General features: G+C 44.6%; 20 protein-coding genes. All 20 read right to left on the bottom strand.

Going from position 1 to position 18,679, the window contains the following annotated elements:
• Positions 1 to 9: 9 nt before the first annotated feature.
• The 20 genes from GKG34_RS07540 to GKG34_RS07450 all read right to left on the bottom strand — a co-directional run bounded on the left by GKG34_RS07540 (position 10) and on the right by GKG34_RS07450 (position 18,530).
• Entirely contained in the window at positions 10 to 1,023 is a 1,014-nt protein-coding gene (locus GKG34_RS07540; protein ID WP_118555911.1) for a sensor histidine kinase, read from the bottom strand.
• Positions 1,020 to 1,688 carry a response regulator transcription factor gene (locus GKG34_RS07535; protein ID WP_154255919.1) on the bottom strand — a complete coding sequence of 223 codons (669 nt, stop codon included), beginning with the start codon at positions 1,686 to 1,688 and terminating at the stop codon, positions 1,020 to 1,022. Before GKG34_RS07535 ends, GKG34_RS07540 begins: the two co-directional genes overlap by 4 nt.
• 76 nt (positions 1,689 to 1,764) lie before the next feature.
• A complete protein-coding gene (locus tag GKG34_RS15665) occupies positions 1,765 to 1,941 on the bottom strand; it encodes a hypothetical protein (protein ID WP_173015232.1) in 177 nt (58 codons plus the stop codon).
• Positions 1,942 to 1,966: 25 nt separating this feature from the next.
• Positions 1,967 to 2,386, bottom strand: coding sequence for a nuclear transport factor 2 family protein (locus GKG34_RS07530; RefSeq protein ID WP_154255918.1), 420 nt, complete (start codon positions 2,384 to 2,386; stop codon positions 1,967 to 1,969).
• A gap of 12 nt (positions 2,387 to 2,398) precedes the next feature.
• Complete coding sequence (locus GKG34_RS07525) at positions 2,399 to 2,986, bottom strand: DUF2812 domain-containing protein (protein ID WP_154255917.1); 588 nt, start codon at positions 2,984 to 2,986, stop codon at positions 2,399 to 2,401.
• Positions 2,983 to 3,306, bottom strand: a complete 324-nt coding sequence (locus GKG34_RS07520; RefSeq protein ID WP_004841007.1) for a PadR family transcriptional regulator — start codon at positions 3,304 to 3,306, stop codon at positions 2,983 to 2,985. Before GKG34_RS07520 ends, GKG34_RS07525 begins: the two co-directional genes overlap by 4 nt.
• Before the next feature lie 340 nt (positions 3,307 to 3,646).
• The gene (locus GKG34_RS07515; protein ID WP_025532018.1) at positions 3,647 to 4,297 is read right to left on the bottom strand and encodes an ABC-2 transporter permease; all 651 of its coding nucleotides are present in this window, start codon (positions 4,295 to 4,297) and stop codon (positions 3,647 to 3,649) included.
• A complete protein-coding gene (locus tag GKG34_RS07510) occupies positions 4,290 to 5,150 on the bottom strand; it encodes an ABC transporter ATP-binding protein (RefSeq protein WP_025532019.1) in 861 nt (286 codons plus the stop codon). Before GKG34_RS07510 ends, GKG34_RS07515 begins: the two co-directional genes overlap by 8 nt.
• The gene (locus GKG34_RS07505; RefSeq protein WP_002578893.1) at positions 5,143 to 5,526 is read right to left on the bottom strand and encodes a GntR family transcriptional regulator; all 384 of its coding nucleotides are present in this window, start codon (positions 5,524 to 5,526) and stop codon (positions 5,143 to 5,145) included. Before GKG34_RS07505 ends, GKG34_RS07510 begins: the two co-directional genes overlap by 8 nt.
• A gap of 212 nt (positions 5,527 to 5,738) precedes the next feature.
• A complete protein-coding gene (locus GKG34_RS07500; protein WP_154255916.1) occupies positions 5,739 to 6,509 on the bottom strand; it encodes a response regulator in 771 nt (256 codons plus the stop codon).
• Positions 6,510 to 6,591: 82 nt separating this feature from the next.
• Entirely contained in the window at positions 6,592 to 8,976 is a 2,385-nt protein-coding gene (locus GKG34_RS07495; protein WP_154255915.1) for an ABC transporter permease, read from the bottom strand.
• Between the two features lie 77 nt (positions 8,977 to 9,053).
• Entirely contained in the window at positions 9,054 to 11,438 is a 2,385-nt protein-coding gene (locus GKG34_RS07490) for an ABC transporter permease (RefSeq protein WP_154255914.1), read from the bottom strand.
• 14 nt (positions 11,439 to 11,452) lie between these two features.
• Entirely contained in the window at positions 11,453 to 12,118 is a 666-nt protein-coding gene (locus GKG34_RS07485; RefSeq protein WP_003501940.1) for an ABC transporter ATP-binding protein, read from the bottom strand.
• A gap of 112 nt (positions 12,119 to 12,230) precedes the next feature.
• The gene (locus tag GKG34_RS07480; RefSeq protein WP_118646858.1) at positions 12,231 to 12,629 is read right to left on the bottom strand and encodes a hypothetical protein; all 399 of its coding nucleotides are present in this window, start codon (positions 12,627 to 12,629) and stop codon (positions 12,231 to 12,233) included.
• 88 nt (positions 12,630 to 12,717) lie between these two features.
• Positions 12,718 to 15,093: an ABC transporter permease gene (locus GKG34_RS07475; protein ID WP_158580898.1), complete on the bottom strand. Its 2,376-nt coding sequence runs from the start codon at positions 15,091 to 15,093 to the stop codon at positions 12,718 to 12,720.
• A gap of 101 nt (positions 15,094 to 15,194) precedes the next feature.
• Positions 15,195 to 15,455 carry a hypothetical protein gene (locus GKG34_RS07470; protein ID WP_025532026.1) on the bottom strand — a complete coding sequence of 87 codons (261 nt, stop codon included), beginning with the start codon at positions 15,453 to 15,455 and terminating at the stop codon, positions 15,195 to 15,197.
• Between the two features lie 128 nt (positions 15,456 to 15,583).
• A complete protein-coding gene (locus tag GKG34_RS07465; protein WP_154255913.1) occupies positions 15,584 to 16,615 on the bottom strand; it encodes a HAMP domain-containing sensor histidine kinase in 1,032 nt (343 codons plus the stop codon).
• The gene (locus GKG34_RS07460; protein ID WP_039959333.1) at positions 16,612 to 17,301 is read right to left on the bottom strand and encodes a response regulator transcription factor; all 690 of its coding nucleotides are present in this window, start codon (positions 17,299 to 17,301) and stop codon (positions 16,612 to 16,614) included. Before GKG34_RS07460 ends, GKG34_RS07465 begins: the two co-directional genes overlap by 4 nt.
• Before the next feature lie 270 nt (positions 17,302 to 17,571).
• Positions 17,572 to 18,006 carry a winged helix-turn-helix domain-containing protein gene (locus tag GKG34_RS07455; protein ID WP_154255912.1) on the bottom strand — a complete coding sequence of 145 codons (435 nt, stop codon included), beginning with the start codon at positions 18,004 to 18,006 and terminating at the stop codon, positions 17,572 to 17,574.
• A gap of 62 nt (positions 18,007 to 18,068) precedes the next feature.
• Positions 18,069 to 18,530 (bottom strand): hypothetical protein, encoded by a 462-nt coding sequence (locus GKG34_RS07450; RefSeq protein WP_215692174.1) that lies wholly within the window; start codon positions 18,528 to 18,530, stop codon positions 18,069 to 18,071.
• Between the last annotated feature and the right edge of the window lie 149 nt (positions 18,531 to 18,679).

The following is an 18,679-nucleotide window of genomic DNA, read 5'->3' as shown; positions in this document are numbered from 1 at the left end:
GAACGGTTCTCAGCTCTGCACTTCATGAATCAAACAGTTAATATGAAAAGAAAGGGAAATTGCTGTGCCATGTTCCGACGACTCCGCCGTAATGCCAATGCCCAGCTTTTCACAAAGCCGTTTGCATAGGTACAGGCCAATGCCTGTGGACTGCTGGACCATACGACCATTCTGACCGGTAAATCCCTTTTCAAAGATACGGGGCAGATCGGACGCAGCAATCCCGATTCCATTGTCCTCCACGACAAGAACAACCTGATCCTGCCGTTTATGAGTAGAAATGCGGAGAACCGGCTGTTCCGTACGATACTTGACCGCATTGGCAATCAGTTGGTTCAGAATAAAGCGCACCCACTTTTCATCTGAATAAACCGTGTCCTGCATTTCCTCCACTTCCAGACGCATACCACTTTGGAGCAGCAGATATTTATTATCTGCAATCGCCTGATGCACCACTTGGGACAGTGCCATTTCCCGGACAGAATAATCTTTCTCTGTATGCTCACTGCGGGCATAATAAAGAGCCTGTTCGGTAAAGCGGTTGGTCTTTTCCAGTTCCAGCAGAAGTTCTTTTGTCCAGTCCATCCGATGGTTTTCACATAGAAGTTTCATGGCAGTAATGGGCGTTTTGATTTCGTGAATCCATTGTTCAATGTATTCCTTGTACTCCAGGCGTTCCCGCTCGACCTCCCCGATCTGCTCCAACATGGATTTTCCAGCCATTTTCAAAAGCTGATAGTAAACCTGATCCTCAGCCTGTTCCGGCAGCTCCATCACTTCGGAAATAAGGTATCTCTCGGAGAGCTGCTCCGCCATATCCAGAAGTTTTTTCATCTGCCGCTTTCGTTTCCAGTAAGTGAGGATAAGTCCTGTCAGCAAAACCAATGCCCATACGATCAGGATCAATAATACTGCGGAAACCGAATTTCCGCACACCAGCAGAAATACAGTGAGTGCAGCCATACAAACAAGGTTCGTCAGCAGAAATGGCAGCCTGTTTTTCCAATATCGTCTGCTGTTCATATCGTGTACCCCTGTCGGTGCTTTGTCTTAATAAAATCCGTCAGGCCGATGCCCACAAGTTTTTCCCGGATGCGGTTGATATTGACGCTCAAAGCATTGTCATCCACATATAACTGATTGTCCCACAAATACTCAATCATATCTCCACGAGAACAGATTTTTCCACCGTTCCTGAACAGGTAATAGAGAATTTTCAATTCGTTCTTAGTAAGTTCTACGCTCCGTCCATTATAGTCCAAACTGCTGGATTCCAGATGCAGCACCGCATCTCCATAGACGATCTGCTCCCGTTGCTGTGCGGGATAGGCTTTCTTCAGCAGAGAAGCAATTTTCGCAAGCAGGATTGCTGTGTTATAGGGCTTCGTGATAAAAGCGTCTCCACCCAGCATGATGCTATTCAGCTCGTCCATATCCGTGTTGCAGCTTGTCACAAAGATGATTGGCACTTCGGAAAATGTGCGAATCTCGGTGCAGAGAGAAAAGCCACTGGTCCCCGGTAGCTTGATGTCCAGTATAATCAAGTGTGGCTGCTCAGCTTTGATCTGATCGATCACATCGGAAAAATCCTCCGGAGCCACCGTTTTATAGCCGTTGCTTTGCAGCAGCGTTTTCAATTCATTCCGTATCAACGGATCATCTTCTATTATCAATATTTTTTCTTTCATATCAGCCTCCGTAAAAAAAATACGATATGCAGTTGCTCATTCTCCCATTGACATTCGAATAAGTCAAGTATATATGTTAAAGCAAACTACCCTTTAACCCTTTTTTGAAAACCAGTACAGCTCTTTCGGTTCCCCAAAAAGACATCGTAACAAGTCGATAGCTTTCCTTTTCCATTTCTTCTATTTTTGCATTGATTTTCTCTATTACATTTTCCACGGTAATTCCTTCTACTAATTCTGTCCGATACATCATGTTTTTACCTCCATAAGCACTCAATTCAAAACCAATTCGCTTTTTCTGCTTTGAATTGAGGGGTATCGCCTTCCTTGTATGGATTATAGGTATTGCGATTACACCCAAATTCTTTTAATGCCTTTATTTTATTGTCCTCTGTCCATTCAACCAAAGAAATGCCGTCAAATTCCTCTATACTTCCATTGTTCATTTCATTTTTGAAATACCACTCTACAATCGTTTGATCTCCCTTATGAAAAAATTGCTTGATTTCCCAAATAACTACCTTGCCACGGGTATTCCATTCCTGAAACCAATGCTTTACTGTTTTTCGGTTGTTATACTGGGGACTCCAGCTTTCTGTATAGATCACATCTTCTGTAAAAATATCATCAATGCCCATATCCTGCTGATTGAGCCACATATCAAACCATAATCGGATCGTTTTTTCTCGTTCATTCATGATATAAATACCTCACCATTCTTTTGTCTTACCTTCGCGTTTGTTCTGCATCACCTGGGTTTGATATACGAGAACAGGAATCAGAGAAACCAGGGCAAGCACACCAAAAACTACCGAGCGATTTACAACCGCAAATATTGCGAACATGAGCAATATCAGCAACCACGGATTTCGCAGATTTCTGTAATAGTTTTCCTTGTCCTCATAAGAAGTATGAAGTTCAAACGGCTTACCGTCATTATCTTTTTCTACGATCAACAGTTCCCGATTAAAGGTGGTGGCATTTGTTGCTATGCGTCCGCCTTTTTCAGCCCATGGCCGTAGGCGTACTTTACCAACAGAGTAGTTCAAGTTGATGTTTTTATAAAATACTTTGTAACCCATCCCCTCTAAAAACTCATGATAATCGGACGCGTTGGCTTTCGATTTTTGCGCGATAAACTCCACGCAGTATTTTACCTGATCCGGTTTACACGCCTCAAATTCATACAACATTTTTTCCGCCCGAATCAGACGATAGCCCTTTTCAGACATTTTATTCAGCCAATGTTCCTGGGCAGTCAACAAACCGCCAAAGAAACGATAACACTTTTTGCTCATACTGCACCTCCAATAATTCCATTGGCCACTCCTACAAGTTCATTGAGCCTTATCAGTTCCTTTTCTGCAATTTCTTTTCCTTGTGTTGTAATGAGATATTCTTTTTTTCGTCCCGCACTATCTCCAAAAGGCGCAATCCAGCCTTTTTCCTGCAACGAGTTCAACGCACCATATAAAGTACCTGCCCCCAGCGTGAGCCGCCCTTTTGTACTATCTTCAATAAATTGCATGACAGCATATCCATGTTTCGGGGTATAAAGGGAGAGCAAAATAAAGAATGTCACCTCTGTGAGCGCACCACCTTTCGCATTGTCCCGCATAACACCTGCCTCCTTATTACGGTTACTGTAATAAATATATCACTAACCGTAATAGAAGTCAATAACGATCCAAAACATAACAGAACTCCAAGCTTTATGATATAACGACTTGCTACCTCCAGTATAAAAAATGTTTCAGAATTGTCCTAAATGTAAAATCAGCACCGGAAAGGAAATACTAACTCCACTCTCCGGTGCTGCTATTTATAAATTACTCTGGCATATTTTTCTTTTCATCTTGCTTCTTATCCCGATATTTCCGTATGAGTTTATTACGGATAGGAACGCCAACACCAATCAAAAGCACAACTGCCAAAATTGTGAAATCCATACAATCACCTCACATTTCTTTCTTCTTCATAATCCGAATGGACAAGATGATAGAAACCGCATACATCGCGACAATAGAAAAAAACACAATCAAAACAGGAAGTATCGGAGAAGATTCAACGCTTGAAATAATTGAGTTCCCGATAGCTGGCATTTTCGAGAGAAGAAGTAAAGTCACCAAAAAACCGGCCACTGGAATATACATAAATACCCGTCCTTTGATTGAGCCGTACTTGTAATATCCTGGAATCTGGAACACGGTATAGAGTGCAAATAAGAATACTCCTGCAATAGCGGCAGTCACAATGTCAAATACGCCAACTGTTTCACCCAGCACTTTCAAGACAAGCGGCTGTGCAATCAAAGAAATAATCAGGGAAAGAAGTCCCATGGCAAGGACGAAAACATAGCGTCCGATCACAAGCTCGCTTTTACGAACAGGTAAAATACCAAACAGCCGATCCATGCTGTTTTTCTCTGTGATGGAAAAGGTATATCCTGTCGTCATGGCAATAAAGCACATGGCAAATGATACCCCTGTCAGTAAAGAACGATTGATTGCGGCAAACACAATCGGCAGAAGCAGGGTAAAGCAAATTGTCTTAAAATATGGTTTTACCAATGCAATATCTAATTTTGTGGATTTCAAAATATTACTCATAATCGTCACCTTTCTTGCTTGTAAACACTACAATTTCATCAATGGTGGCAGGCTCAATAGTCAGGTTGGAGAAACCGTTAATATCTTCGGTTTTCATCAGTGCCTCAAATCCCGTAGGGAATGTACGAATACCAGCCGCCTTATTTTTCAGATCATCGGACAGTTCCTCAATTCCACCTTTTACAATGCGGAACATATCCACAAAATCATCTTTGCTGCCAGTATAGAATAACTCGCCATAACTGATGTAGGTAATATAATCAGCCGCACGCTCCAAATCGCCTGTGATATGGGTGGAGAACAAAACGCTATGCTCGCCATCTTCAATATACTCTGAAAGAATTTTCAAAAGTTCGTCTCTGGAAACCGGATCAAGTCCGCTGGTCGGCTCGTCGAGGATCAGCAGTTTGGCATCGTATGAAAACGCACAGGCAAGCATTAACTTCATCTGCATACCTTTGGAAAGTTCTTTTACCTTTTTGGTTGGTACAATGTGAAATTTCCGTAACATATCCGCAAATTTCTGGCTGTCCCAATTTGGATAAAATACCGAAATGGATTTTTCAACCTGCGACACTTTCCAATCATCACTGAAATAATTTGTATCGAAAACAACGCCAAGCTCTGATTTTACTTTTTGTTCTTCTGCGATATTATCCAGCCCCATCACTTTGACTGTGCCGCCGGTGCGCTTGAGCATATTCAAAATCAGTTTGATTGTCGTGGTTTTGCCTGAACCATTCGGGCCGATCAAGCCCATAATATATCCCTTTGGCAAAGTAAAGCTGATATTGTGAAGCTGGAAAAAATCAAAAGATTTTGAAAGGTTCGTTACCTCTAAATAATTAGTCATCTGTTTTTACCTCCGTTAAAATGTCCAAAAGGCGATGTAATTCCTCTGTGGATAGATTTGCCATTCTTGCAGCTTTTATTGCTTCGGTGAGATTGTTTTCTACTTTGCAAATGAGCTGCTCCTTAATCAGTTCTGAACCAGAACCCATTACGAAACATCCGCGCCCCTGCACATTTTTAACAAAACCCTCTTGCTCTAATTCTGTGTATGCCTTTGTCACTGTTAAGACGCTGATCTTTAAATCTTTGGCAAGTGTTCTAAGGGAGGGCAAAGTTTCTTCGGCTTGAAGCTCGCCGGATAAAATAGCCGCCTTGATCTGCTGCTTAATCTGCTCGTATATGGGGACGCCAGATACATTTGAAATAATCAGTTTCATTGCTGCATCCTCCGTGTGTTTTAACTGTTATGCTGTTGTGTATAACAGTATAACACACAGAGTTTCAAAAAGCAATATAGTTTAAGAAAAGTTCATAATAGCAAAAATTGGTCGGGACAATAAATTTACTGTCCTGACCAATTTCTCATAAAAAAGCGTCTATCCTGTCCACTACAAAGACATAAAGACATATTTTTATATGTATAATGATTTCATTCCACAAAGAACAGAACCCGCCGGATCAGCTCCGGGATATTCACCGGGGCGGTGATATAGTCGTTCACGCCCTCATGCCGGTATTCATATTCCGTGGCAAGGTCGTTGTTCTCGGTGAGGATAAAGAACGGCAGAAGCCGGACAGGGGGATTCTTCATTTGGAACATCCCCGCCACCCGCCGCAGCGTATGAAACAGCTCCATTGCTGTGCCGTCCGGCAGTTCCAGATCGCACAGGATCAGTTCAATTTCCTTATCCTCAAAAATCCGGCGCTTGGCCTCCCCAATCGAGGAAACCAGAATCAGGTCAAAGCCCTTTTGCAGCATAGCCGCCCGCAGCACTCTGGCACTGGTATCTTCCGCATGGACAAAGAGCAGCTTGTGAAAAGTCGGGGCCTTTTCGCCGGATAACTGCCGGTAGGCGTATTCCACCAGCTTATCTTGCACCAACTGCCCTTTCATTTTGTCCATGCACAGCGTCGCGCCCCGGCGCATAGCCTCTTGTTCGTAGTCGTCCTTGTCATGGCAGGACGCCAGAATAAAAGGCAGCTCCTTGTCTGCGGCCCGCACCTCGTCTAGAAAGTCCATGCCGGAACTGTCCGGCAGGTCAAGATCACAGCAGACCACCAGCGGCATTTCCTCTTGGATGGCGGCCCGCGCTTCATTCAAAGTGGAAGCCGTTTTCACTGAATAGCCCCGGCGCTGTAAATACTTTCTCAGATTCCATATATAGGTATCACTATCGTCAATCAACAGTATCTTTTTCATATATCCACCCCTGATTTTAATTTATTAAAATGATAATAGAAAAAGCGGGGCAGCGCACTGCCGCCCCGCCGATCCTATATGCTTATTCCATCGCTCGCATTTCTTCCACAAGCGATTGATTTTTCTGCCTGCGCATTGTCCAGAAGGACAGAATAACCTCCAGACCAAACAGCACCAGAACGAACAGCCCCATTTGCAGGAAGGGGAAGGAATATGGCATGATGACTCCATGGAAAGTCATTTCACTGAATTTCCGGGCAGCAATCACTGCAATCGGGAGGCCCGCTGCCAGGGTTGCCAATGCAGCAAAAAACGCATAGCAGATCCCTTCATAAATGGTCATTTGACAAAGCTGTTTTCTGGTCAGACCAATGGCACGAAAGACACTGTTTTCCCGCTTTCTGGACATCTGGTTGGAGAGGGTGGTATTGATGAGGTTGACCACGCCAAAGAGGAATACCAGCCAGGACAGTGCCTGAAGCCCTCCAAAAACGACCCGGTTTTCCATTTCCTCATAATCCTTATGTATCCCAATGGTGTCCAGTGCAAGGTCGGGATCAGAAGAAATGATCGCGCTCAGACTGTTTTCAATCTGCTCTGCCTTTTGGGGATCACTGACAATGCTCCAAGAATAATCAAAGCAATCGATCATGGGCATTGCTTCCTGAAACAGCTCTTTGGTTGCAACCATGCAGGTGCTGTCCAATGCCAGAGGACCATGACCATTTTTAAGCCCGTCGTTTAGGAACAGACCGGAAACAGTGACAGGAATCTCTTGATCCCCTATGGTAAGTTTTATAACTGACCCCACATCTACACCAATCATATCTTCTGCATATTCCATATCCAGTGCAATACTATGGGAATCTTGAGGTAAAGTTCCGGACACAAGCGCCGCTTCCATCTGATCCCTGTTTCTATCACTCAACAGATCGCACATTCCGCCGGAAGAACTCTCCTCATTCTCAAACCGCACATGAACCGCCTGACGATTCTCGATCACATCTGTCACGCCGTCCACAGCCAGCACCTCCTGCCGAAGCGCTTCATTCAAAGGATTTCCCTCCGACATTACCTCATATTCTGTTTTTTCAGAGTTCATATAGATTTTATAATCCCCATCCGGGAAAAACTGCCTTGCGATCCGCTCCGGCGAACGAACCAGAAGAATAGAGGCTGTCACCAAAAGGATCACCCCGCCCAGACTTAGGGAAGCCACGATGCTGATGGTCTTTTTACGGTCACGCCTGAAATTTGCAATTCCCATGGAGAGGGGATTTAACCGCATATTCTTCTTATGGGTGTGGGCATTTCCGCTCTGACTGCCGGTAAAGCGGACCGCTTCAATCGGGGAGATACCAGCGGCAATCTTTACCGGTCTGCGGATCGCAATGGATACCATAAACCTGCCAAGCAGCGCAGTCAAAACAACCGCAGCAGCATAAAACGGCAAATGAAACCCACGGGAAAACAGCGCAAACCCGGCTGCACATCCCAGCAAAATACCGATTCCGATACCAGCCCATCCTAAGAAACGGCCTTCCTTTTTGACAATACTCCGGATCTGCTTTGGCGTTGTGCCGATGGTCCGCAGCTGTCCATAGCTTTGAATTTTGTCATTGATCGAGATTCGGAAGATACTTTGTATCACAACATACCCTCCGATGATGACCAGGACTGCGATTCCGGCAACCAGCGCAAGCATACTGACATTCACCGGCTGCTTATAGAATTTCATATAGCTGAGGTTCATGACCGGCATTTCCAGCTGATATTCCTTGGCAATCTCCCGGCTACGGGCAGTCAATTCTGTTTCATCCATCTGCTGCTCATTCTTAAAATGCACATAGGCACGATAATCAGCGGGGTCGTAGCCGCTCCATCCCTTCAGGGCTTCTTTGGAAAGAAGGATGGAGGTGCCATTTACCTCTTTTTCCTTATAGCCTTCCAGAATGCCAGTCACCGTGTATTCTCCGTGAAAGCTCTCGCTGCTTAGCATAACCTTTTCACCTATCCCGGCGTCTGCACCATAGTTGGAAAGGAAATAACGGCTCACCACCACCTCATCCTCCTTTTGGGGCAGTCGGCCTTCCAGCAACTTCATCTGGTCACGGGCAATATACATCGTTTCCTCATCACAATAAATATAGGAGGCATTGTATCCCTGCTCCGCAGGTTCCACAGCCAGCATATAATACTCTCCTACCCTTGAGAAGTCATCCAGCCCCTTCAGGGTGGACACATCTTCTTCGGTAATCCTGGTATAGACCGCCTCATAGGTATCCTCCACATGATTTTTCTCTATCTGCCGGGTAGACAAAGCCATCACAATCGAAAAACAAATCAGACAGGATGCCAGCGCAACGGCGATCACCACCATGAGATTCCGACGCTTCTCACTTTTCAAACTTTTTCTTGCCAGTTTCCTGACAATATTTCCTGTATCATTCTCAAATGGTACTGTCATTTTGATCATCTCCTTTAAGTCTTATATTTCTGCTGTCAGCAAAGCGGCGGCTTCACATCGGAAGCCGCCGCCTCTGGTTAGTCCATGGTCTTGATCCGCTCTACAAGGGAAAGCCGTTTAGAGTAACGGACAGCAACCACAGAGAAGATTCCGGTCACGACCAAAAGTGCCAGAACAAAAACAACCGTTTCCATCAAAGGGAATTGATAGGACAGTTCCCCGAAAATATTAAAACTGCTGATCACATAGTCAAAGATCCAGCCCAGTATCCCGCCAATGCCAACCGACAAAAATACCGTAACCCCTGCGTACCACAGGCATTCTGCAATCAGCATACGGGAAACCTGCTTTCCGGTCATTCCCACAGACTGCAAAATCCCAAGCTCCTGCTGCCTTGCCAGCAGATTGGTCATCAGGGTGTTGACCAGATTTACCATGGAGAACACAAACAGGAACGCCAGCAGCAGATAAACACCGCGGGTCATCATCTTTAGCTGCGATTCCAGGGATGCCGCATGGTCTGCTCTGGAAAAGACCGTCAGCACCGGATTTTCCAGCAGGCTGAAAATAGACGCCCTGAGCGCATCCGAGTCCTCCGATGTATGGACATTCCAAACAGCCTCTCTGTTCTCAATGTCCGGGTAGAGCTGATCGGCCAGTTCTTCTGTAAGGGTAAACAGGCCCCATGCGCCGGTGCCCGATGTCACTGACGGTTTCGCAATCCCCATGACCGTTACTTCTATGGTCTTACCGTCCATGGATTCAAAGGTCAGCACATCCCCGACAGCAGGCGTATAGCCATAAAACATACTTAAAAGATGATCTTCCGAATCAGTCACGACCACACCGTTGTTCGCGGCAAGCTCCTCATAATCTGCGCTGCCCTGTTCCAGATTTTCCTCCGGCAGCCACTGTTCCATCTGCTCTCTGTCAAACACAGGGAACTTTAATGCAACACTTTCCTGGGGGAGTTTCACCGTTACGGATGTTACTTCATGGCTGGTGATAGATTCCACACCATCTATGGCAAGAAGCTCCTGACGAAGTTCTTCTGTCAATGGATTTTCCCGTGCGATGGCAGGCAATCCTTCCGCGCCTCCCGAATCCATCCAGCTGACCTCATAGTTACAGTGATCTCCCATGGCTTCTATCGCCATCTTTTCGGGACTGATGGAGTTAAGTACCGTAGCGGCTGTTACCAAAAACACACCCGTCAATCCCAAAGATACCAGAGTGATGACCGTCTTTTTCCTGCTCCGCCTAAAGTTCATCTGTGCCATAGAGAACGGCGTAATGCGGTGGTTTTTCTGATCTTTCCGGTCTGTTGCCGTTTCATAACCACTGGAGCGGACCGCTTCGATTGGGGATACCCTCGCCGCCATGCGGACAGGCGCATGAATGGACAGAAATACCGTCAGGGCGCAGGCTGCTGCGGTCGCAGCCAGATAAGGCAGATTGCCCATCCAGCTCCAATGTGCCGGGAAAATGGCAAACCCGATGGCCCCTCCAACCAAAAGCCCCAGCGGGATACCGCAAAGAGATAACAGCAATCCCTCCCGCCGCACGATCCGCCGGATCTGTTTTGGTGTTGTGCCAATCACTTTCAGGCGTCCATATTCCCGCATTTTGCCCTTTACGGAAATGAAAAAGATACTGTAAATGACCACGGCACAGGCAACCAGCAAAAGGATTGCCACGGGAATGTAATATTTCATCACGCCGGACTTAAAGCCCTGCATATCGAAATAGTTGGAACTGTAAAAAATCTGATCCTCTGAGACATCGTTGGCAGAAAGGAATGCTGCAATATCCGCCTTGAGCTGCTCCAGCTCCATACTATCAGCACCAGTATAACGAAGCCGAAATTCAAACAGCGGCTCTCCCTGCGCCATCTCCTCCACAAATGCTTCAGATACATAAAGCTGGAACATACGGGAGTCATTCTCCACATCCATGATACCGCTGACGGTATAGGTCTGCTTTCCGTTTCCCAAATCCACCTCTATGCTCTGCCCGACTTCTGCCGGGATTTCAAAATAATCAAGAAATGCCCGTTCTACCAGAATTTCATTGGCAGCCTGCGGAAGTGTCCCAGTAAAGGAAGGCTTCTTACCCAATTCCATCCAGTTGGCATCCGCATACTCCACAGTCAGAACGCTGTCACCATAGCGGGCAGAACCGTAATTCTGGGAAAGGCCCCAGCGTTCCACTTCCGGGCAGTCTTTCAGTCTTTCAATCGTATCACGGTCACAATTCACCACAACCGCCTGATACTGTCCCCGAATGTCCGCCTCCAGTTTTCTGTCACTTCCCGCTCCTGCACAAAAAATCGCTGCCATCAAAGCTGCCGCCAGAGCAATCGTTACGATCACAAACAGGTTGCGCCGCTTATCTGTCTGAATACTTCGTGACGCCAATTTTTTAATGACCGGCCCTGTATCATTTTCAAAAGGCAATGTCATGTCTGCCACCTCCTTTATCCAACGATTTTGCCATCCTCAATCCGCACGATACGGTCTGCAAGCTGGGCAATGGCATCATTATGTGTGATCATTACCAGCGTCTGGTTAAATTCACGGCTTGTTCTCTGCAAAAGCCCCAGCACATCGGCGCTGGTCCTGCTGTCCAGGTTTCCGGTGGGTTCATCGGCAAGGACGATAGCGGGCTTTGACACCAGAGCGCGGGCGATAGCCACACGCTGCTGCTGGCCACCGGAGAGGTTGTTTGGCATATTCTTCAGCTTATCCTCCAGTCCCAGCATGGACACCACATCCGCCATGAATTTCTGATCCACCGTATCCCCATCCAGCTCCACCGGCAGGACGATGTTCTCATGGACATTTAGGATCGGCACCAGATTGTAGTTCTGGAAAATAAAGCCGATATTGCGGCGGCGGAAGATAGTAAGCTGCTCATCGTTCATCTTCGCCAGCTCCTTATCCCGCACCATCACGCTGCCGGAGGTGGGTGTGTCCAGACCGCCCATCATGTGAAGCAGGGTGGACTTACCGGAGCCGGAAGTGCCGACCACCGCCACAAATTCGCCCTCCTCCACAGAGAAGTTCACGCCATCCAGGGCGCGGGTAATGTTCGGCTCTGTGCCGTAGTATTTTTTCAAATCCGTTGTCTGCAAAATTTTCATAACAGTTACCTGCCTTTCTTAATTTGTTGCATATAGAGTAAAGGAGAAATGTTGCAGAATTGTCCTAAACGCTATAAAAATCCATGGTGAATTGCTTCAATTTTAGGACAATTCATTTTTCAACTTCGCAAAGGGAACCCTCTGGTGTCGCTTCCCCGTCAATGAAAGTAATCTGATGAATAGCGGTAATATTCTCGTTATATTCTTGCCCCTGACTTTCCAGATAGGCTTTGATTTCTGCCGGATCTGTAATGTCGTTTGCGGTATAATCGGTAAATGTAACCTGATGAACAGCCATAATATCGGCAGTATATTCACCGCCTTGCTGCTCAATGTAGCTTTGAACTTCAACGGGGTCAGTAATATCTGTAATGGTATATCCTCCGTTAACAGTGTTCTCTTTGTTTTCTTGTGCCAGTACTTCATTGTGGCTCTCTGCTACATGACAAGCTGTACATGGTATCAATAGCATCGCAGCAGCTATAAATGAAATCACCATCGTTTTTTTCATGGTCTTTGCCTCCTATTTGGGGTGAGGACATAATTGTAAATCATGAATGTCCGCGAAATGTTACAATGCTCGGACATTTCAAAAATTCTTATGACAATTCCCGTATTTGATCTACCAGAGATTGTTTTTTTATCTGCCGAATTGCGAAACACGAGAAAAGCATTTGGACAGCAAGCATCAGTATAAAATAACTGAACATTTCAACTGTCGGAAAATGATAGCTTACTTTTCCAAAAATACTCATTGCACTAAAGACGGTGCAGAGAAGATACCCGATAAGAGTTCCGCATGATATGGAAAGAAGCAACACCCCTAATGTATAGAACAGGCCCTCTATCAATAACATTTTTGAAAGCTGTTTACTGCTCAAACCAACTGCTTGCAAAACACCCAATTCTCGCTTCCGTGTCAAGATGTTTGTTATCAGTGTGTTTAGCAGATTGATAATGCCAAAAACCCCAATAAACATAATAAAAATGTAGACTGGCATACGATAGTTCAATAGTTTTTCGTTGTATGCCTCTACCCAATCATTCAAGGTACTAACATAGAGGCTGGAAGTCGGTGGAATTATCTTTTGTATTTCATCTTTTGCGGCTGCCCATTTACTGTCATCTGTATCTACAATAAATTGATAATTGAGGTTATCAATAGGAACGATCTTTGACAGCATTTCTAAAGGAATAAATAGCGTATCATATCCGCCATACGGGATATTCGCATCCACAATTCCCATTACTTTTACTTCCAATGTTTGTCCGCCAACTTCAATCAGAAGTTCGTCCCCAATCGCGGCATCCCACCCAAAAGTTTCTTTCCACTGTGGGCCATTTTCAATAATAATGCCATTATTATTAAGTAGTTCCTGCAAATCCGCTGTACCATCAATCAAATATTGTTCAAGCAATTTTTGAGAGCTTGGCGTATATGCGTCTGAAACAATCGGTTCAATATCTCCCGTTGGCATACGAACATTCAAAACGGTGCCTTGGTATTCTTTTATTTCTTCCACACCATCTATGTCCAAAATGGATTCTCTAAAATCTTCTGTAAGCAGATTCGATTTTTGGAGTTCTGAATATTGTTCGCTGTTATGTGCCTGCGGCCCGTAATCGCCTAATTCAAGGCGAATTTCTCCGTAAGGAAAACTCCTACGCGCCATCGCTAAGGGATCAATGGAATTAAAATATGCAGAGCTTGCCATCAGCAAAATTCCACATACCCCTAACGACAGGATCGTTAAAGCGGTTTTCTTTCTGTTCCTCGCAAAATTAAGGAACGCTAAATTTTTCGCGGATAGAGAACGATGTAACACTTTTGTACTGTTTGACATTACATCATTATTGCCCGCCATATAACGGACTGCTTCAATAGGCGTAACATGAGCAGCAATTTTGGCTGGCTTAATTACAGCAATCATAACGCATAGATACACAAACAGAGCTGTGACAGCGGCAATTACAAATACCATTAAAGTGTTCCAGCCTTGCGGGACAAGGACATATCCCGCTATTGCACCGGCTAATATTCCAATCGGAATAGCAATTCTGGAAAGATGAAATCCCTCTCTAAAAACGATTCTTTTCATCTGTTTTCCAGTTGCCCCTATTGTCCGCAGTTTTCCATATTCTTTTGTTTTTCTGGCTATGGACACATAGAACAGACTGTAAATAACAAGGGTACACGCCAAAGCGATAATAAGACTGATAAATGCTATTACAGTGATATATTGACTGCTTCTCTGTTCAATGAGAGAAAAATAATATGTTGAAAACTGCATTTGCTCCGGCTGTATTTCCAATTCTCTGCACAATGTTGATAATTCAGCTTGTATAGCAGCCTTAGACCAACCATCAGATTCATTCAAACGGATATAAGCGGAGTATGCCGGTTCGCTGATCTTGTTTTCAATATAGGACTGCGACACGAATACGGAATAATTTGAATTTTCGACAGGCAAAATACCACATAAGGTATAATCTTTTTCTCCATCTCCCAGATTTAACGATATAGTATCGCCTATGGATTTGGACAATCCAGCTCTATCAAGAAACGCCTTTGTGATAGCAATTTCATTTGTAGATTTGGGCAATTTTCCCTCTAAATCAGGATATTTTGCTAATTTCATTAGTATTTCATCTATTGAACGAACGGTTAATTTGTAGTCCCCATAAGATACTAAACCCAATAAATGACTTACCCCCACTTGAACCCTATCGTCATTTACTAATTTCGTAATTGTATCATTATCGACTTCATTGATAATTGCTTGATAACGCCCAGCCGCATCATTTAATGATTTTCGCTGAGAAGCAAAAAAATACAAGGTCGTTGTCATTATCAAGCAGGTAGCTAAGGCAATCGTAATGATAATGAGGATGTTTCGACTTTTATCTGCTTTTAAGTTTCGTTTTGCCAACTTCTTTACAATGATACGGGTATCATTTTCAAATGGTAACGTCATAGCCATTCACTCCTTTCGCTGTTATCCTAACCCCCAAATGTTGCAGAAATATCCCAAAGGCTCAACAGTTTTAGGGTGAATTGCTTCAATTTTAGGACAATTCATTTTCGTGTGTCTTTTTTATAAAGCCGGATAGATATAAGCAAAACCATTGCTAACTGAATTACAACAAAAAACAGCGTCAGCCAAACGCTCTCATAATAAGAAATATCTGTCCAGAAGATCACCAGATCTACCAGAGCCACCACACCAGCCGACCATCTGATTTTTCTTGGAAAGAAGTGCCGGAGCAGCAGAACAACAACGACCGGCGGGATCAGCAAGCAAGCTGCATTGATGAGTAATGTCTTTGTGATTTCCATAAGGCCACCTCCAATTTCATGATGTTGCTGTCAGCATAAATCCCAAATGTTGCAGAATTGTCCTAAAATCCATTGTCCTCTAAAAATTTTTCAAAAAAGGCAGCCTGCCAAAACAGACTGCCTCAGAATTATTTTATGGGCAGGAACACGGAAAAAGTTGATCCTTCCCCAACTTTAGACTCGACGGTAATATAGCCGCCCTGCATGGTAATGATCTCACGGGCAAGGTATAAGCCGATTCCGACCCCATCTATATCATGCACCGCTTCATCCCGATAGAAGCGTTTGAAGATCGTGCCCTGAGAATGTTCCGGGATGCCTCTGCCTGTATCCGTCACATCTATCCTCAAATACATTTCCCAATCCCGTACCCTTACCTGGATGCTGCCACCGGCAGAGGTGTACTTTACCGCATTATCCAGAATGTTAAACAATGCTTCGGAAGTCCAGCGGCTGTCATGGGATATTGTCAGATCAGATGGGCAGTCCACCGACAGGCTGATCTCTTTTTGTTCCATCGGAGCCAAAACACCATTGATGGCGCTCACCAGCGTATCCCCGATCACAGCATCTTGTTTCTCCAGCGTAATGACCCCCGTTTCCAGACGGGAAGTTTTCACCATTCCCTGAATGAGAAAATCCAGTTTATCCAGCTGTGTGCCTGTGGCCTGCAAAAACTCCTTGCGCTTTTCTTCTGTCAATGGCCTTGTCAGCATCGTTTCGTTGATTAGCTTCAAATTTGCGATGGGGGTTTTGGTCTGGTGGGAAATATCCGATACCAGGGATTGCAGTTCTTCCTTTTCTCCCTCTGCCGTATGTCTGGTTTTCTGCATCACATTATAGAGCCGTTCCAGACGATGGCTGATCCGAGACAGCAGTGTTTCCGCTTCATAGTCTACCTGGGGCCGGTCTGTACTGTCCATCATGTGATCCAATGTCTGGCACAAACCATCGGTGAACAGAGAAAGTTTCTTTTGAAAATAGTGCAGAAAAACCATGCCCCAAATGTAAAATGCAGCTGTCAAAATAATGCCGCAGATGACAACACGCACATCTTTCGTCAACAGGAAAAAAATCAACAGCAGCAAAGCGGCAGTGAGCAGAGTCCCCGCCACAATTTTTCTCAAAAATGCCCTGACAGATAAATTTTGCAGCTTCATCGAGGCTCACCGCCGATCCACTGATAGCCCATTCCATAAGCTGTCTTAATATATTTCCTCTCGTCTGTTTCGATTTTTTTGCGGATACGGCTGATGATCGTCGTCAGCGTATGCTCATCCACAAAGTCCCCATCAATGTCCCACAGCTTCTCTAAAATCTGCCGCTTGGTCAGAATAATCCGGGGATTCTTTACGAACAGGAACAGGGTGCGGTATTCCTTCGGTGTAAAGTCCAGGGATTCTCCGGCAAGGGACGCACTTTGTTCGGAAAAGTCGATTTTCAGAAAGCCATCATCAAACAGATCATGCCGGGGTGTCCGCAGTTCCAGATTTGCAAAAACCGCCGCTACTTTTTTGCAAAGCACCGTCACAGAAAATGGTTTGGTCACATAATCCGCACCGCCGACTTCATATCCCTTGAGCATATCGCTCTCCTTATCATTGGCTGTGATAAAGATGATATAGGTATGCTGACCGCGATTCCGGATTTCTTCACACAGATCCAGTCCGCTGCCATCGGGGAGGTTAATATCCAACAGTGCCACATCAAATTCATTTTCCCGTAGCTTTCTTACCGCGCTGTCAAAATTAAAAACAGAAATGACCTCATATCCATCAGAGGTCAGATTATATGCCAAGGTCCGATTCAAAAGCTGATCGTCCTCTACAATTAAAATCTTCTTCAAGACCCTCACTTCCTTTTCCCAATTTTCCAATCATACTGATATTCTAAACATTAAATGTTGCAGAAATGTCCTAATCAGATATTTTTCTTTTTAATTATAGGATAGCCTACTTTTCAGCACAAGGGCAAAAATGCGAATACATACAATAGTTTCAATGTTATGTTGTACAATAAAACGCCGCCGCAAACGATACGATTGCGGCGGTGCTGACTATGTATAAAATCTTTTTGTAGTTACATGGGTATGGTGCAGTTGAATTAAAAAAGCCCTCTATTCTGCTATACCCTGCGGAACTTCAAATTTGTATCCGCTCCCCAAAACAGTACGGATATAACCCGCTTTCGGCATATCCGGTGTCAGTTTTCTGCGGATCTGACCAATGACGCTGGCAACGGCTGTTCCGCAGTTTTCACCATCCTCACCCCACACTTCTTCATAAATCTGCCCGGCAGAAAATACCCAGGACGGGTGGTTTGCCAAGTATACCAATGTCGCAAATTCCCGATGGGTCATAGAAATTAACTCGCCGTTTCGGTGTACCGTTCTCTCCTTCAGGCGAAGCTCCAATCCCGGAAAAACAAGAGTATTACAAGGGTGGAATGACACAATATGGTCAAATCCTGGCTCGGCTGCAATAATCTCCATAATTCTGTTAAGTATATATTCTTCATGGTCTGTTACCGACAATACAAAGATTTTTCCCATATGTCCCCCCTCGTATATCTAACATACATAATGACTTGTTTTTCTTTTTATCCGATAGAATGTTATTCAATATTCAATTCAATGCTTCCAGTGAAATTTTCACATTCAATGCCGATATAGTTTCCACCTTCAGGAAGTGTGATTGTATCGCTGTATGTTCCGGTTGTTTCAATCAAAGTAACTGCTTCATCAGCTCCAGAAAGCCAAAATACTTTTGCAGTACCCTCCGAAACCTCCAGAGTGCAGTCAATAGACAAATCCTTACCCGCTTCACGCTTTATGGAAGTTCCTCCGAACAAATACTCTGTATCTGAAAAATCCTCATAGTCGGCTGTATAGCATCCGGTATAATCATCAATCCCTTTTTCTTTCGTGCCTTGTAAGGACAAATTTCCGGTAAGCGCTATGGAACCAGTAGACTGCACAATATTATTATACTGATCGAGAACTTCATCTTTTGTACAACCGGAAAGTATAGAGACACCACACAGTATCAGGCATAGTGATAGAACTATTTTCTTCACAGGTATCACCTTCCTTTCCTGCGTACAGCACGCTTTCCTCTTCCCTTAGCCTTTGTCTGTTTACGGGCTTTCATTTCTTTTTTGTTACTGGACATCAGTAACAACAGCACCGCCCAGAGAACCATGATGCCAACCCCAATGACTGCCAG

The organism is Faecalibacterium sp. BIOML-A4 (genome assembly GCF_009679665.1).
Taxonomy (GTDB): domain Bacteria; phylum Bacillota; class Clostridia; order Oscillospirales; family Ruminococcaceae; genus Faecalibacterium; species Faecalibacterium taiwanense.
The sequence above is the reverse complement of the archived record's forward strand: the minus strand, read 5'-3'. Positions and strand labels throughout refer to the sequence as shown.